Raw genomic sequence first — 15,177 nt, 5'->3', positions numbered from 1 at the left:
GCCTGACGCAATCAAGGCATGCGAACAGGCTCGACCGCACGCAACATTTTGCCCTTGGAGGTTCGATGTATTAACTGAAACGATTTAAGCCGCCCGATGGAATCGGCCGAATTTCTTCAAGGATTCCGCCAAGTCACGGAATTAAGAGTATTATTTTTACTCACCTAAATATTTGCAGTGCAGCAACTGCCTTGATGCAACGCATATAATTTTTCGGAGAAATAGCTTGTCAAAATTGGAAACAATAAGTCCTTCGGAAATTATACTCGGCGGTTTACCTCACCTCACGGCGTGGCTATCATAATATTTTATTGGGGAAGGCAACGTGGGGCTGCGCTTCAACCCGGCTCATACAAATCAACATCCACCCGGCCGGCCGTTGAAGCAGCCAATAAGGGAGGAAAACCCATGACGTCCAGACTGAACCGACGCAAATTCCTGAAAGCGGGCGCCGGCGTGGCGGCCGCAAGCGCGCTGGCGGCGCCGCATATTGCCAATGCGCAGGCGCAAGGCACCACCTGGAAGATCCAGACTTCATGGCCAGGCGGCGCGGGCCTTCAGATCTTCAAGGACTGGTGCGGGACGATCGTCGAGAAGACGGGCGGCGAACTTGCGTTCGAACCCTTCGGCGCGAATGACGTCGTAGGCGACTTCCAGCTTTTCGATGCTGTGAAGAACGGCGTGCTCGACGCGGTGAACCCCTTCACGATCTACGCGCAGGGCATCATCCCGGCTGCGACGTTCCTGACGTCCTACCCGCTCGGCCTTCGCAACCCGCATGAGTGGGATGTCTTCTTCTACGGCCTCGGCGGACTTGAGATCGCGCGCGAGCTTTATGCCGCGCAGGGCATGCACTACGTCGGCCCCGTCCATCACGGCCCGAATATCATCCACTCGAAGGTGCCGATCCGTTCGATCGACGATTTCCGCGGCCGCAAGATGCGCCTGCCGGGCGGCATGGTGGCTGAAGTCTTCACCGAGATCGGCGCGGAAACGACCGTTCTGCCGGGCTCGGAAATCTTCCCCGCGCTGGAAAAGGGCACGATCGACGTTGCCGACTATGTGGGCCCGGCGGTGAACTATGCCCTCGGCTTCTCGCAGGTGACGAAATACATCTCCATGGGCCCTCCGGGTTTCATGTCGCTCTACCAGCCGGTCGACCTTATGGACATCACGGTCTCGCAAAGCTCGTGGGATGCGCTGTCGGACCAGATGAGGCAGTTCGTGGAGATGGAAACGCACGTCTATTCCGACCTGCACCATGCCAAGATCCAGAAGGCCGATCAGGAAGCCTGGGCGAAGTTCGAGGCAGACGGTACGGAAGTGACGCGCCTGACGCAGGACGATGTGGAGTTGATGACCGAGGTCGCGGTGCCGATCTGGTTCAAATATGCCAATCGCGACAAGGATTCGGCGCGTATCTTCAAGATCCAGCTGGACTACATGACCTCCGGCTCGCTCGGCTACGTGTCGCCGGAACTGCTGGAAGGTCACGAACTCAAGCTTTGAGCAACTCAACACACGGAAAAATGCCTGCGCGGAGATCTCTCCGCGCAGGCATTACGCCTGTCATCTCCCGCCTTCAGGTGCCTGAATGCCAAGCCTAGATTTCACGCTGCCGCACTGGGCCTATTGGCTCGGCCTCATCTTCTTCCCGCTGGCCGCCATGTGGCTTGCGCGCCGGCCAAAGACCAAAAGCGGGCGATATTCGCTGCCGCTCGGCTATATGATCCTTATCACCGGCGGGTTGATCGGCCTGCACCGCCTCTATCTCAAAAGCCTGCTCGGGCTGATCTTCATCCCGATCTTCGGATTCATCCTTTACGCCAACGGCGCGGCGAACGATGCGCGCTCCGTACTTTCGGACGCGAACAACACCTTGCGCATCGCCGAACGCACGATCGAGCGCGAGGAACCGCGCGTCGAGACCGCCCTTGCCGATCTCGACAAGCTGAGGGCCGACGCCGAAGCGGCGGAAGAAGGCTCCTTCGCCAAACGCAGCGCCGAGCGTCAGCTTGAGCGTGCCGAACGAAGGATCGAGAGCGGCCAGGCCAGGATCGAAGAGGCGCGCGCCGAGCTCGAGGCGATGAGACCGGTCGCCGAAGAGGTGCGCGGGCAGCGCTCGTTCTGGCACAATGCCGCATCCTACGCCTTCTATCTCATCCTCGCCCTCATGGCCGTAGATGCCATTCTCCTTCCCTCGATGGTCGCCCGCGCCAATGCCGGCATTCACGAGGAGCCGGTTTCGGAAGCCGAGCAGGCGCTAGCGGCGATTGAGGCCCAGGAGCAAAAGGAAGATATCGAGCACGTTTCGCAAGGCTGGACCGGCTGGATAGACCGGTTGTCGCTCTACGCCGGCGAGTTCGTGAGCTACTGGGCCGTGATCGCCGTCTTCGTCTATTATTACGAGGTCATCGCCCGCTACGTCTTCAATTCGCCGACGAACTGGGCGCATGAGGCGATGTACCTCATGTTCGGCATGCAGTATCTGATCGCCGGTTCCTACGCGATGCTGACGGAAGCCCATGTGCGCGTCGACGTCTTCTACGCCGCCATGTCCTCGCGCCGCCGGGCGATCGTCAATCTGCTGACGTCCGTCTTCTTCTTCATCTTCGCCGGCACGCTTCTGGTGACCAGCTACATCTTCGCCTTCGATGCGATTGCAGCCCCTTCCGGCAACAGCGTCGTTTCCGACTGGGCACGCGGCCAGACGGGCTTTTTCGAGATGCTGTCGCGGATCACGCTTTCCCAATGGACGGACCCGAACATCCGCTGGGGCGAAATTTCCTTCAACGAGTGGGAGGTGCCGCTGTGGCCGATGAAATGGGTCATGGTCGTCGGCGGGCTGCTGCTCGTCCTGCAGGGCATTTCGAAGATCGCGCAGGACGTCCGTACCGTCTTCAACAGCGCAAATACCGTCAAAGAGGCTGACTAATGGGTCTTGAACTTTCCATCGAGTGGCTGACGCTCATCATGTTCGGGTCCCTGCTGGTCCTTCTGATGGCGGGGCTGCCGCTCGCCTTCGTCACGGGCGGGCTTGCGTGCGTCTTCCTCTTCGTCCTGGGCGATGCGCAAGCGCTCAATATCGTGCCGAGCCGCATTTTCCCGTTGATGACGAACTATCAGCTTTCGGCGATCCCGCTCTTCATCTTCATGGCAGCAATGCTGGAGCGAGCCGGGATCATCAACGACATGTTCGATGTCATCTACAAGGTGCTGGGCGGCATCAAGGGCGGGCTTGCCTCCGCCACGATCATCGCATCGACGATCCTCGCGGCGATGGTCGGCGTGATCGGCGCCGCCGTCGTGACCATGGGCATCATCGCGCTTCCGGCCATGCTCAAGCGCCAGTACGACCCAAAGATCGCCATGGGCTCCATCATGGCAGGCGGCACGCTCGGCATCCTTATCCCGCCATCGATCCTGGCTATCATCTACGCGGTCGTGGCCGAACAGTCCGTCGGCGAGCTTTTCATCGGCGCCGTGTTTCCGGGGCTGATGCTTTCCGGCCTCTACATCCTCTATGTGACCATCCGCTCCTACGTGAACCCCAGACTCGGCCCCCCGATTCCGGTCGAAGAGCGCGTGTCGACGCGCGAGAAAGTCTCGCTCGTTTCCAAGATGTCCGCGCCTATAGCGCTTATCGTCATCGTTTTGGGCGTCATCTTCACCGGCATCGCAACGCCCGTGGAAGCCGCCGGCATCGGCACCTTCGGCGCATTCATCGTCGCCGCCATCCACCGCAAGCTCGACTGGCCGACGGTGCGCGAGGCCTGCATAACCACGCTGAAGGCATCGGCCATGGTCATCTGGATCATGTTCGGCGCGACGATCTTCGTCGGCCTCTACGTGCTGGAAGGCGGGCAGGAGTTCGTGCAAGGCGCTCTGCAGGGAACGGGTTTCGGCCCCTGGGGCATCCTGATCCTCATGCAGATCGTGCTGATCGTGCTCGGCATGTTCCTCGACTGGGTCGGCATCCTGCTGTTGTGCGTGCCGATCTTCGTGCCGATCGTCAAGGCGCTCGGGGCGGCGTCCTTCGGCCTGGACAGTCCTGACGATCTCGTCCTGTGGTTCGGCGTGATCTATCTGGTGAACATGCAGATGAGCTTCCTGTCGCCGCCGTTCGGCTATGCGCTCTTCTACCTGCGCGGTGTCGCGCCGGACTCCATTCCGATGTCCGACATCTTCCGCTCCGCGCTTCCCTTCCTGGCGATACAGCTCATAGGGCTCGCGCTTTGCATGCTCTTCCCGCAGATCATTACCTGGCTGCCCAATCAGGTGTACGGATAGCGCACCGTGTAACGGGCATTATGGGCCGGCCTTCGCGCCGGCCTTTTCTTTCGCCATATCAGCCTGGAGGACGCCAACTCCCGAAAAGGACGAGAGACACTTGACCTTCCAGTCACTGGAATAATTATCTATTGGACTGTTCCATGAGCCGAAAGGCGAACAGATGAACGGTCGAGAAAGCGAATCCTCCGTCAGCAACGTTGAGCGCGCGCATGGCCATGGTCATGCTCACGGCGAACACGCGCATTCGGTCACGGATCCCGTCTGCGGCATGAAGGTAACGCCCGGCGAGGACACGCCCTCCCGCGATCACGCCGGCCATCGCTATTTCTTCTGCAGCCAAAGGTGCCACGACAGGTTCGTCGAAGACCCTCGGAAATACCTGGGAGACAGGCCGGAACCGGAGCCTATGCCGTCCGGCACGAAGTACACCTGCCCGATGCACCCCGAAATCATCCGCGACGAGCCGGGGTCCTGCCCGATATGCGGCATGGCGCTCGAGCCGATGGGCGTTCCTTCCGGCGACGAGGGCCCGAACCCGGAACTGGTCGATTTCACCCGCCGTTTCTGGATCAGTGCGGCATGCGCCATCCCGCTTCTCGTGCTGACGATGGGGCCGATGATCGGCATTCCCATTCGAGGCTGGCTCGGCGAAGGCGTTTCCGTCTGGCTCGAGTTCCTGCTCGCGACGCCGGTGGTCCTTTGGGCGGCGATTCCCTTCTTCGAGCGCGCCTATCATTCGTTCGTCAACCTCAGCCCGAACATGTGGACGCTCATCGGCCTCGGGGTCGGTGCGGCCTATGGATACAGCGTGGTGGCGACGCTCTTTCCGGGGGCGTTTCCCGCTTCATTCCGGATGGAAAGCGGCCATGTGCCGGTCTATTTCGAAGCCGCCGCCGTCATCATTGCGCTGGTTTTCCTTGGTCAGGTGATGGAGTTGCGCGCGCGCGAGCGCACGGGTTCGGCAATCCGCGCGCTGCTCGACCTTGCGCCGAAAACCGCGCGGCGCATCCTTGCTGACGGGAACGAGGAAGAAGTGCCGCTGGATGAGGTGAAATCCGGCGACCGGCTGCGCATTCGCCCTGGCGACAGCATTCCCGTCGACGGCAGCATCGCCGAAGGCCGCTCGTCGGTGGATGAGTCCATGATCACCGGAGAGCCCGTTCCGGTCGAAAAGGAAGCCGGCGACAGCGTCACCGGCGGCACGCTCAACAAGAACGGAACGCTCGTCATGGTGGCCGAACGCGTCGGCGCGGACACGATGCTCTCACGCATCGTCGACATGGTGGCGAAGGCGCAAAGGTCGCGGGCGCCGATTCAGGGGCTGGCGGATCGCGTTGCGGCATGGTTCGTTCCCGCCGTCGTGCTTGTCGCGGTCGTAGCCTTCGTGGTCTGGGCGATCTTCGGGCCCCCGCCATCGATGATCTTCGCCATCGTTTCGGCGGTGTCCGTGCTGATCATCGCCTGTCCCTGCGCGCTGGGGCTTGCGACGCCGATGTCGATCATGACGGCGACCGGACGCGGCGCGCAGGCGGGCGTCCTGATCAAGGATGCCGAGGCGCTGGAACGCTTCGCCCACGTCGATACGCTGATCGTCGACAAGACGGGAACGCTGACGGAGGGAAAGCCGAAGCTCACGGATGTCATCGCCGAGAATGGCGATGAGGCGGATGTCCTGCGGCTTGCCGCAAGCCTTGAGCGGGGATCGGAACATCCTCTTGCCGATGCGATCGTCGATGCCGCGCGCGAACGCAACCTTGAGCTTTCATCGGCTTCAGAGTTCGAAGCCATTACAGGCAAGGGCGTGACCGGGGAAATCGCCGGCAAGTCCGTTGCGCTCGGCAACCGGGCGATGATGGACCATCTCGGCATTGCCACGGACCGTTTATCCGACAAGGCCCAAGACCTGAGCGACAAAGGCAAGACGGCGATGTTCGTTGCTTGCGAAGGTAAACTGATCGGGCTCCTGGCTGTGGCCGATCCGGTCAAGGAAACGACGGCGGATGCCATCCGCGCGCTGCACGAGCTTGGCCTGACGATCATCATGGCAACCGGCGATAACGAGCGAACCGCGCGCGCGGTCGCCGGAAAGCTCGGTATTGACGATGTGCGGGCGCAGGTGCTGCCGGAAGACAAACAGGCGCTGGTGGAGGAGTTCCATGCAAAGGGCCGTTCCGTCGCCATGGCGGGCGACGGCGTGAACGACGCTCCCGCTCTTGCGAGCGCCCATGTCGGCATCGCGATGGGCACCGGGGCGGACGTCGCGGTGGAAAGTGCCGGCCTCACGCTCGTCAAGGGAGATTTGAACGGCATAGTCCGCGCGCGAAAGCTCGCGAAGGCGACGATCAGGAACATCAAGCAGAACCTGTTCTTCGCTTTCGTCTACAACGCGCTCGGCGTGCCGATCGCCGCCGGCGTGCTGTATCCGGTATTCGGGACGCTTCTTTCGCCGATGATCGCGGCGGCCGCCATGAGCCTTTCCTCGGTCTCGGTCATCACCAATTCGTTGAGGCTCCGAAACATCCGGCTTTGACGGCGCAATAAACGTAAGGGAAAGCAAGCGAGGATTATCGCAACCTGAAAAGAGGCCTATAAAATTGAGGTATATCAATCGGTTATTTCCCCAACAGGTTATTGCTCGGAGAACGGCTCTAGGGTCAACGCATGAATTTCAAAAAAGCGAAATGGAGAGAAAAATGAACAGGTATCTATCTACGGCCCTCGGCGGCATGACGCTGCTTGCGGCGATGAATGGCGCCGCAGTGGCACAATCGAACGACTTCCGAGGTTACCATGGCCACATGTGGGGAGATGGCTACGGTTTCGGATTCATGGGCTTCGGGATGATGTTTCTGTTTTGGGCGCTCATCATCTTTCTGGTCGTCATTGCCGTGCGCTGGTTCATGGATCGGGACAACGCTTCGAAGAAAAGCGGCGACGCGCTGGAAACGTTGAAATTGCGCCTGGCCCGTGGCGAGATTGACGTGGCCGAATACGAGGAACGCCGCAAGGCGCTTGAGGGCTAGGCAATGAACATCGGTCACGCATCGGAAAAGTCGAACCTTCCCGCGAAGACGATCCGGTACTACGAGGATATCCGCCTCATCAAACCGGGCCGTGCGGAAAACGGATACCGGGATTATTCGGTTCAGGATGTGCACCGGCTGCGATTTCTTCAGCGTGCAAGAAGCCTCGGCTTCACGATCGATGAATGCCGCCAGCTTCTGTCGCTTTACGACGATGAAGGACGCTCCAGTGCGGACGTCAAGACCATTGCCAATGCGAAGCTTTCGGAGATCAGGGAAAAAATCCGCGAACTGAAATCGCTCGAGGCAACCCTGAAACACCTCGTCTCGCATTGTAGCGGAGACAACCGCCCGGAGTGCCCGATCATCGACGACCTTGCCGGGAAGCACGACGCATGAAGCAAAAGGGCATTCTGCTTCTGGTCGGCATCGCGGCGGCCGCTGCCGTCGCCTATCGATTCGGCTTCGAAAGCCGAGACACCGGCAAGGCGCCAGCCGGCAAGGCTATCGTTTCAGTCGAGGTGCCGGAAATGACGGGCGTTGCCGAGGCCGGCGAAGCCCTGTTTTCCGCCAATTGCGCAAGTTGTCACGGCGAGAATGCCGCCGGCAGGGAAGGCTTCGGCCCTCCCCTGGTTCATAAAATCTACGAGCCGGGACATCATGCGGATGGAGCTTTTTATCTTGCGGCGGCACGTGGCGTGCGCGCCCATCATTGGCCCTTCGGCGACATGCCGCCGGTCGAGGGCCTGACGGAAAACGATATCGCCAAGATTGTCGAATATGTTCGTACCCTGCAACGGGCGAACGGGATATCGTGACGCCGTGATCGAAGGGCGCGCTCCCAAGCCTGTGCCTTATCACGAAGCCGGAAAATAAGATCGCCGCCCTCGCGCATTCGCGCACCGCGTTCTGCAATGATGACGGCGGAGGTTTCGACGCCAGGGCTTATGCCGGGGAATGTGAGCTGGCGCGCTCGAGCGCCAGTGTCGCTTCAAATCCCGGCCCGGCGTTGGAGATTTGCAGATTGCCGCCCCACGCTTCCGCGATGTCCTGCACGATCGCGAGGCCGAGCCCCGCCCCATCTCCCGCACTATCCAGGCGCGCACCGCGTTGTGTCATTTCGGCGAGCCTGTCTTCCGGGATACCCGGTCCGTCGTCGACGATCCGGATCGACAGCATCTGCCCTTGCAGGCGCACCGTCGTAACGACCCGGCTGCGGGCGTGACGGGCCGCATTCTCGAGAAGATTGCCGAGGGCTTCGGCCAGATCGTCGGGGTCGACGCGCGCCACCGCCTTGTCTGCCATGTCGAGCGACCAGTTAAGCTTTGCCCCTTCCGGCGTTCGGCCGACCACGGAAAGAACGCGTTCGATAACACTCGCAACATCCGCCGTTGCATCCAGCGCCCCCGCCGCCACGCGTGCGCGCACGAGTTCCTTTTCGACATGGCGCTGCATGGTGTCGACCACCTGGTCAATTTCGTCCGCAATTACCGTTTCCCCTTTCGTACGCAGGCGGTTTACGTCGCCGATCAGCACCTGAAGGGGTGTCTTCAGGCCATGCGCCAGATCCGCCGCGCGTGCTCGCGCCCTCTCCACCTGCATTTCCCTTGCCTCGAGCAAACCGTCGAGTTCCCTTGCCAAGGGGAGGATCTCGTCGGGAAATCCCGTGCCGACCCGGGACGTGCGGCCCTCGCCGATGGCGGCAAGGCGACGGCGGATCGCGGCGAGCGGACGAAGGCCGACCGAGACCTGCACATAGGCCGCAACAATCAGGACCAGCGCGAATACCGCGAGGTAGGGCAGCAAATCGGCTGCGAATGCCATGGTCGCGGCCGTGACGTCGGCGGCATCGAGCGCGACCGCAGCCCGGATTTTGCCCCCGCCGAGGGGCGTGGGCAGGAGAACGCTGCGCTCCAGGGTGATCAGCCGCTGTCCCGCGGGCCCGTCGATGCGGTGCCGGTGAACCCCTGCATTCGAGAGCTCGTCCGCTGGAAGCTGCAATTGCGTGTCCCACAATGAACGGGAGCGAATGAGACCGTCACCCGTATCGACTTGCCAGTAGAGCCCGGAAAGCGGAACGCGAAATCTCGGATCGGCAGGATCGCGCGACAAGACAAGCGTTCCTTCCGGCGTCTTGTCGAGCGCAGACACGATCTGGTCGAGAAAGACGCCAAGCTCGGCTTCCACACGCCGTTCGACATGGCGTTCGAACAAAAACATCAGGCCGAGCACGGAAACACCAAGGGCGATCAGTATCGACGCGGCCCCGGCGACAAGCAGGCGAAGGCGCAGCGAACCACGGGTCATTTCGCATCGTCTGGTATCGCGTAGCCGAAGCCACGGCGCGTCTCGATCGTGCCGGTGGCACCGATCTTCTTGCGCAATCGCGCGACGACGGCCTCCAGGGCATTGGGGTCGCGCGCGTCGTCGTCGCCATAAAGATGTTCGAGAAGTTCGCCCGGCGGCACCACCCGCCCCTTGTGATGCATGAGATAGGCTACGAGGCGGTATTCGAGCGGGGAAAGGGAGACCGGCACACCGTTTCGGGCAAGGCGCATCTGCTTTACGTCAAGGCTCAGCGACCCCGCCTCGATCAGCGATGAGGCGTTGCCCGTGGACCGGCGTATCAGGGCGCGCACGCGGGCGATAAGCTCTTCCATGCGAAAAGGCTTCGGCAGGTAATCGTCCGCGCCGGCGTCGATACCTTCCACCCGTTCCGCCCAGGCTCCACGGGCGGTGAGAACGAGTACAGGCATGGTGCGCCCTGCGTGACGCCAGCGCTTGAGAACCGCGAGACCGTCAAGCTTCGGCAGGCCGAGATCGAGAACGATGAGATCGTAGTCCTCCGTATCTCCGAGAAACCACGCATCCTCGCCGTTATCGGCGATCTCCACCACGTAGCCCGCGGACCGCAAGGTCGTCGCGACATCGGCGACGATCCGCGGCTCGTCCTCGACGAGGAGAATGCGCATCACTCGTCCTCGCTCTTGAGGATCTGCGCGGTGTTGGCATCAACATACACCTCGCGCAATCGGCCAGATGGCGTTATGACCTTGAATTCGTAAACGTATCGTCCGTCTTCGCGTTCGAAATCGACGCCCACGAGCTTGCCGCCAAGATCGCCCCCCACGCTGTCGAGGATATCGGCAAGGGGGCGAACCTCACCCTTTTCCAAAGCATGGCGCGCACGCTCATGGTCGCTATGGTCATCGTATTTACCGTCATCCGCAAGCGCGGTCACGCCGCCGGAAAGGACGGCGGCGGCGACAAGGGCAATGAAGCGTTTGTCGGACAGGGTTTTCATCAATCGGGATCAATACCCCATACAGACTGACAATTCGCTGACATGCATCAACAGCGTGGCGTCAGGACATTTCGAGCATGGTCCGTTGCGTCGGGCGGCAGGAGGCCGCTTCACACATCGAAAACGGAGTTTATCCCATGCACAAGTTTCTGATCGCATCTTCCCTTTCCGTACTTCTGACAGCCGGCGCGGGAGCCGCATTCGCCTCGGGTGACGACGACCTGCGTATCAACGCCCCGCGCGATCAATGGCTCTCCATCCCCCAGGTGACGGAGAAATACAAGGCGGAGGGCTATGACGTGCGCCAGGTCAAGGTGGAAGACGGCGCCTATGAAATCTACGCGATAGACAAGGACGGCCACCGCATCGAGGCCTACGTCCACCCCGTGACCGGCGAGATGCTGAAGAGCGATCGGGACGACTGATGTCAGCCGTCAGGGAAGCAGCCCAAGCCGGCGGCGTTATGCCGCCGGTGACGGCATCGGCAGACGCAAGCTCCGGCACCGTACGTGTCTGGGATCCGCTCGTGCGGATATTTCATTGGGCGCTGGCGGCAACGTTTGCCATCGCCTGGCTGACAGGCGATGAACTCAAGACGCTTCACGAAGCGACCGGCTATGCCATCGCCGGCCTGCTCGGCGTTCGCATCGTTTGGGGAATTGTCGGAACCAAATACGCCCGGTTTTCGGACTTCATCTATCGGCCGTCGGCAGTGGCCGGATATCTGGCCGATACGGCGAGGCTGAAAGCCAAACGCTACATCGGCCACAATCCCGCGGGCGGTGCAATGGTCGTGGCGCTGATCGTCACCATAGGCGGTATCTGCGCAACGGGTATCATGATGACCACCGATGCCTATTGGGGCGTCGAATGGGTGGAGGAGGTTCACGAAGCACTCGCCAATTTCGCGCTGCTGCTTGTCGGCTTGCATCTGGCAGGCGTTGCCGTGGCAAGCTTCGAGCACCGCGAAAACCTGGTCCGCGCAATGGTTACCGGCAGAAAACGGGCCGGACGCGCCGAGCAGACCCGCTGAAGCGGTAACGCCGGCAGGCGGGCTCATGAACGCAGGATGCCTCGTGACCGCTTGAAAAAGCGCCCATGCTTCGACGTCGGCCACGCGACCCATGGCGACACCTTCGAATAGTCGGGCAAATCGCTCTTGTCTTCGCGCGGGTACCAATTTTACCGCGCAAGACAAGGGCGATACCAAGTTCGGTTCTCCCGAATACGCCTGGATGAGGCGGTGTCCGAACGTGAAACCTGCCCGCTCCCGCAGGCTCAACCGGAGCGAATTCCCGTCGCGAAATTCGGGTCGGATTTTGCGGGATATGCTCTGTTCGCAATTCCAGTTCAGCACGGCAACATCTTGGCGATTGCTACACTTATCTCGTGAATTCGGCAGGTCGCCATCTTCAACCGCCCTGCAAGACTTTGCCTGCACCAATTGCACTATACCGCCAGCCGGTTTGATCTTACGCTGACGACGCATTGAACGGTCGGCACGAGGTCGTGATGGAAAACACCAGTGTTCCGGCAGCCGGAGTGCGGCTCGGCAAGGCCCAGTTTCAACTTCTTCTGGTGGGAATGACCGCGCTTGCCATCGGCGCCGTTTTTCTGGGTCTTGTCTGGGATTACCTGATCGCGCTGTTTCTGGCCGCGATCTTCAGCGCGATGGCATCACCGATTTACCGCTGGATTCACGAACATGTGGGCAAGCGTCAGAAAATTGCCGTTGCCCTGACCCTGCTGGCGCTATCGACGGGCGTATTGCTGCCCCTGATTGCGGTGATTGTGCTTGGCGCCCAGCAGGCGGTGAGTGTTGCCGCGGACGTCACCTTGTGGGCGGAAACCCTCGATCTGAAAGCCATAGAAGCCTCCCTTCCGGCCTGGATTCCCTTCAAGCTCGATTTTGCCGCGCTGAGCGCGCGGATCGCCGCCAAGATCAGCGAAGCAGCCGGCGAGATCGCCAACCTGTTCGTGTCGGTTCTCTCCCAGGCGACCAGGGGCACGGTGCGGTTCTTTCTCGATCTGTTCATCATGGTCTATGCCATGATTTTCTTTCTGCCGCAGAGGTCCAACATGTTCCGGCAGATGCTGGCGCATTCCGGCCTTCCTCAGGGCGTCCAGAAAACGCTTGGCGATCGGGTCATTTCCATCAGCCGGGCCACGATCAAGGGCACCTTCCTGATCGGCGTCGCGCAAGGGTTTCTTGGAGGGCTCGGTTTTTGGGCGACCGGTTTGCCCGGCGCCGCCTTCTGGGGTTGCGTGATGGCGGTCCTCTCCGTCATTCCCGGTATCGGACCAACGCTCGTTCTTGTCCCGGGCGTCATCGTGCTGGCCGTCAACGAGCAGTATCTTGCCGCGGCGGGCCTTGCCGCCTGGACCGCTCTCGCCGTGACAACCGTCGACAACATTTTGCGCCCCGTTCTCGTCGGCCGCGATACCCAGATGCCCGACCTTCTGGTTCTTGTCAGCACCTTTGGCGGCCTTGCCATATTCGGTGCCGTCGGCCTGATCATCGGACCCGTCATCGCCGGGCTGTTCATAACAATCTGGAGCGTCCTGGAGGACTATCTGCGCGCGGACGGGCTGACGGATACGCCCTATCTCGACGAAGGCCAGCAAGAGCCGGCCCCGACCGAGGCGGAAAACCGCTCCGACAAAAAGGCCCACGACGAAATCAGGACCGCTCGCGAAGGACCCGAGACCGTGAAGACAAATGCCTGAATCCCGGCTGCCGGGCGCGGCGGCCATGCTACCAAGATCAGCAGACGGCATCGATGACCTCCCAGAAATCCACGACCAGGGAATTCAGGCTGCCTTTCCTTCAAGGCATGTTGCCGATCCGCATGGCGGACGTTCCGGCGGAGATAGTGGCCGGACTGACCTTTGCCAGCCTCGCGATCCCCGAGGTGATGGGATACACCAAGATCGCGGGAACTCCGGTCATCACCGGGCTCTACACCATCCTCATTCCGATGGCGCTGTTTGCGCTGTTCGGCTCCTCAAGACATCTTGTCGTCGGCGCCGATTCAGCAACCGCCGCGATCCTTGCATCCGGATTGGCCGGAATTGCCGCAACAGGCTCCAGCGAATATGTGGCGCTGGCTTCGCTACTGGCGCTGCTGGCGGCGTTGCTGCTCATCATGGCGCGCATTCTAGGTCTCGGATTCCTGGCCGATTTTCTCTCGCGCACCGTGCTTGTGGGTTTTCTGACTGGTGTCGGCATCCAGGTGGCTCTCGGTGAATTGCCGAGGCTATTGGGGATCGATGACGGCGGTCACGGGACGGCGGAGAAGCTAACCCGCGCGCTGCACGAACTCGGCCGGATCAACGGTCCCACCTTTGCCGTCGCAGCCTCAGTGCTCATCTTGATCATCGGATGCCGTCGTATATCGCCGCGGATCCCGGGCCCGCTGCTGGCGGTGGTCGGCGTCATCGCCGCAAGCTGGGCGATGGATCTTGAATCCTATGGCATCTCCACACTTGGAACGATCCCCAGCGGTCTTCCAACGATCGGCCTGCCGGACGTGGAATGGAACTGGCAGTTGATCCAGAATTTGCTGCCGACCGCGCTTTCCATGGTTGTCGTCATCCTGGCCCAGAGCGCCGCCACGTCCATTGCCTATGCCGCACGATATGACGAGCGCTTCGACGAAAACACCGACCTGGTCGGTCTCGGTCTGGCCAATCTCGGCGCCGGTCTATCGGGCACTTTCGTTGTCAACGGCAGCCCCACCAAGACCGAGATGGTCGACAGGGCCGGCGGGCGCAATCAGCTCGCGCAGCTGGTGACTGCCGCCGTGGTGCTGGTCGTAATCCTGTTCCTCACGGGTCCGCTGGCCCTGATGCCGCAAGCCGTCTTGTCCGCTGTCGTGTTCATGATCGGCATCGATCTGATCGACATTCGGGGCATGCACAAGATTTTCAGTCAGGCGCGGTCGGAGTTCTGGGTGGCTCTTGTCACCGCCGCGGTGGTGGTTCTGGTTGGCGTCGAACAGGGCGTGCTGCTTGCGATGGCCCTGTCCCTGATCAACCACACACGCAGGGGCTATCGACCGAAGAATGCCGTCCTTGTGAAAGCGGACGGGATCGGATGGCGCGCCCAGCCGATCGATAATCCGGGCGAACTCGAGCCCGGACTTCTCGTCTATCGTTTTTCGCACAGCATGTACTATGCCAATGCGGAACAGTTCTCGAGAGAGGTCGTGTCGCTCACCGAGACCGAGCGCGACCTGCGTTGGTTCTGCATAGACGCTTCCGCGATCGACGAGGTCGATTTTTCGGCCGGACAGGCGCTGGTTACGGTTTGCGATTACCTAAAGAAACGGGGAATCCGGCTCGTATTCGTCATGGTCGAGCCGGAGGTAAGGGCCGAGCTGGACCGATATGGCGTCAGCCGGATGGTCGGAGAGAACGCTTTTTTCGCGTCACATATGGACCTTGTGGGTGCCTTTCACGGCGGAACAGGGAATGAGCGGCAGATCTGATGCCTGCAGCCGGAGCGATGAAGAAAGAAGCCCAACCCTACGAAAGCAGATTGATGCCTGTCAGCAG

Annotated in this window: 14 protein-coding genes; 11 read left to right on the top strand and 3 right to left on the bottom strand. The window is 61.1% G+C overall.

The window, feature by feature from the left end; all coding sequences use genetic code 11:
- Window positions 1-408 precede the first annotated feature (408 nt).
- The 7 genes from dctP (at window position 409) to GR183_RS01810 (ending at window position 8,134) form a co-directional block, all read left to right on the top strand.
- Window positions 409-1,509 carry a TRAP transporter substrate-binding protein DctP gene (gene dctP, locus GR183_RS01840; RefSeq protein ID WP_160773872.1) on the top strand — a complete coding sequence of 367 codons (1,101 nt, stop codon included), beginning with the start codon at window positions 409-411 and terminating at the stop codon, window positions 1,507-1,509.
- Window positions 1,510-1,594: 85 nt separating this feature from the next.
- On the top strand, window positions 1,595-2,935 hold the full coding sequence (locus GR183_RS01835) for a TRAP transporter small permease subunit (protein ID WP_160773871.1): 1,341 nt from the start codon (window positions 1,595-1,597) through the stop codon (window positions 2,933-2,935).
- Complete coding sequence (locus GR183_RS01830; RefSeq protein WP_160773870.1) at window positions 2,935-4,290, top strand: TRAP transporter large permease; 1,356 nt, start codon at window positions 2,935-2,937, stop codon at window positions 4,288-4,290. Before GR183_RS01835 ends, GR183_RS01830 begins: the two co-directional genes overlap by 1 nt.
- Window positions 4,291-4,453: 163 nt before the next feature.
- On the top strand, window positions 4,454-6,823 hold the full coding sequence (locus tag GR183_RS01825; protein ID WP_160773869.1) for a heavy metal translocating P-type ATPase: 2,370 nt from the start codon (window positions 4,454-4,456) through the stop codon (window positions 6,821-6,823).
- Window positions 6,824-6,986: 163 nt separating this feature from the next.
- Window positions 6,987-7,316: an SHOCT domain-containing protein gene (locus GR183_RS01820; protein ID WP_208999724.1), complete on the top strand. Its 330-nt coding sequence runs from the start codon at window positions 6,987-6,989 to the stop codon at window positions 7,314-7,316.
- A 3-nt stretch (window positions 7,317-7,319) separates the two neighbouring features.
- The gene (gene cueR / locus GR183_RS01815) at window positions 7,320-7,715 is read left to right on the top strand and encodes a Cu(I)-responsive transcriptional regulator (RefSeq protein WP_160773868.1); all 396 of its coding nucleotides are present in this window, start codon (window positions 7,320-7,322) and stop codon (window positions 7,713-7,715) included.
- Window positions 7,712-8,134 carry a c-type cytochrome gene (locus tag GR183_RS01810; RefSeq protein ID WP_160773867.1) on the top strand — a complete coding sequence of 141 codons (423 nt, stop codon included), beginning with the start codon at window positions 7,712-7,714 and terminating at the stop codon, window positions 8,132-8,134. Before cueR ends, GR183_RS01810 begins: the two co-directional genes overlap by 4 nt.
- 127 nt (window positions 8,135-8,261) lie before the next feature.
- Here the strand turns inward: GR183_RS01810 and GR183_RS01805 are convergent, their stop codons facing one another.
- The 3 genes from GR183_RS01805 to GR183_RS01795 are packed head-to-tail and all read right to left on the bottom strand — an operon-like array spanning window position 8,262 to window position 10,620.
- Window positions 8,262-9,623, bottom strand: a complete 1,362-nt coding sequence (locus GR183_RS01805) for a sensor histidine kinase (RefSeq protein WP_160773866.1) — start codon at window positions 9,621-9,623, stop codon at window positions 8,262-8,264.
- Window positions 9,620-10,288, bottom strand: coding sequence for a response regulator transcription factor (locus GR183_RS01800; RefSeq protein WP_160773865.1), 669 nt, complete (start codon window positions 10,286-10,288; stop codon window positions 9,620-9,622). Before GR183_RS01800 ends, GR183_RS01805 begins: the two co-directional genes overlap by 4 nt.
- Entirely contained in the window at window positions 10,288-10,620 is a 333-nt protein-coding gene (locus GR183_RS01795) for a PepSY domain-containing protein (protein ID WP_160773864.1), read from the bottom strand. Before GR183_RS01795 ends, GR183_RS01800 begins: the two co-directional genes overlap by 1 nt.
- Before the next feature lie 137 nt (window positions 10,621-10,757).
- On the opposite strand from GR183_RS01795, the gene GR183_RS01790 reads away from it, so the two are divergent.
- The 4 genes from GR183_RS01790 (at window position 10,758) to GR183_RS01775 (ending at window position 15,110) form a co-directional block, all read left to right on the top strand.
- Window positions 10,758-11,045 carry a PepSY domain-containing protein gene (locus GR183_RS01790; protein ID WP_160773863.1) on the top strand — a complete coding sequence of 96 codons (288 nt, stop codon included), beginning with the start codon at window positions 10,758-10,760 and terminating at the stop codon, window positions 11,043-11,045.
- Window positions 11,045-11,653 (top strand): cytochrome b/b6 domain-containing protein, encoded by a 609-nt coding sequence (locus tag GR183_RS01785; RefSeq protein ID WP_160773862.1) that lies wholly within the window; start codon window positions 11,045-11,047, stop codon window positions 11,651-11,653. The genes GR183_RS01790 and GR183_RS01785 overlap by 1 nt, the downstream gene beginning before the upstream one ends.
- Before the next feature lie 479 nt (window positions 11,654-12,132).
- Window positions 12,133-13,347 carry an AI-2E family transporter gene (locus GR183_RS01780; protein ID WP_160773861.1) on the top strand — a complete coding sequence of 405 codons (1,215 nt, stop codon included), beginning with the start codon at window positions 12,133-12,135 and terminating at the stop codon, window positions 13,345-13,347.
- 53 nt (window positions 13,348-13,400) lie between these two features.
- On the top strand, window positions 13,401-15,110 hold the full coding sequence (locus GR183_RS01775) for a SulP family inorganic anion transporter (RefSeq protein WP_160773860.1): 1,710 nt from the start codon (window positions 13,401-13,403) through the stop codon (window positions 15,108-15,110).
- Window positions 15,111-15,177 lie beyond the last annotated feature (67 nt).

Origin of the sequence: Stappia sediminis (assembly GCF_009826895.1) — a bacterium.
Classification (GTDB): Bacteria; Pseudomonadota; Alphaproteobacteria; order Rhizobiales; family Stappiaceae; genus Hongsoonwoonella; species Hongsoonwoonella sediminis.
Note: the sequence above shows the minus strand (reverse complement) of the source record. Positions and strands in the feature narration are given on the sequence as shown.

Bases quoted from the DNA above. Each gene is read 5' to 3' on its own strand.
- GR183_RS01775 (WP_160773860.1), top strand. From the start codon at position 13,401: ATGACCTCCCAGAAATCCACGACCAGGGAATTCAGGCTGCCTTTCCTT.
- GR183_RS01795 (WP_160773864.1), bottom strand. From the start codon at position 10,620: ATGAAAACCCTGTCCGACAAACGCTTCATTGCCCTTGTCGCCGCCGCC.
- GR183_RS01830 (WP_160773870.1), top strand. From the start codon at position 2,935: ATGGGTCTTGAACTTTCCATCGAGTGGCTGACGCTCATCATGTTCGGG.
- GR183_RS01790 (WP_160773863.1), top strand. From the start codon at position 10,758: ATGCACAAGTTTCTGATCGCATCTTCCCTTTCCGTACTTCTGACAGCC.
- GR183_RS01780 (WP_160773861.1), top strand. From the start codon at position 12,133: ATGGAAAACACCAGTGTTCCGGCAGCCGGAGTGCGGCTCGGCAAGGCC.
- GR183_RS01820 (WP_208999724.1), top strand. From the start codon at position 6,987: ATGAACAGGTATCTATCTACGGCCCTCGGCGGCATGACGCTGCTTGCG.
- cueR (WP_160773868.1), top strand. From the start codon at position 7,320: ATGAACATCGGTCACGCATCGGAAAAGTCGAACCTTCCCGCGAAGACG.
- GR183_RS01805 (WP_160773866.1), bottom strand. From the start codon at position 9,623: ATGACCCGTGGTTCGCTGCGCCTTCGCCTGCTTGTCGCCGGGGCCGCG.
- GR183_RS01835 (WP_160773871.1), top strand. From the start codon at position 1,595: ATGCCAAGCCTAGATTTCACGCTGCCGCACTGGGCCTATTGGCTCGGC.
- GR183_RS01810 (WP_160773867.1), top strand. From the start codon at position 7,712: ATGAAGCAAAAGGGCATTCTGCTTCTGGTCGGCATCGCGGCGGCCGCT.
- GR183_RS01800 (WP_160773865.1), bottom strand. From the start codon at position 10,288: ATGCGCATTCTCCTCGTCGAGGACGAGCCGCGGATCGTCGCCGATGTC.
- GR183_RS01785 (WP_160773862.1), top strand. From the start codon at position 11,045: ATGTCAGCCGTCAGGGAAGCAGCCCAAGCCGGCGGCGTTATGCCGCCG.
- dctP (WP_160773872.1), top strand. From the start codon at position 409: ATGACGTCCAGACTGAACCGACGCAAATTCCTGAAAGCGGGCGCCGGC.
- GR183_RS01825 (WP_160773869.1), top strand. From the start codon at position 4,454: ATGAACGGTCGAGAAAGCGAATCCTCCGTCAGCAACGTTGAGCGCGCG.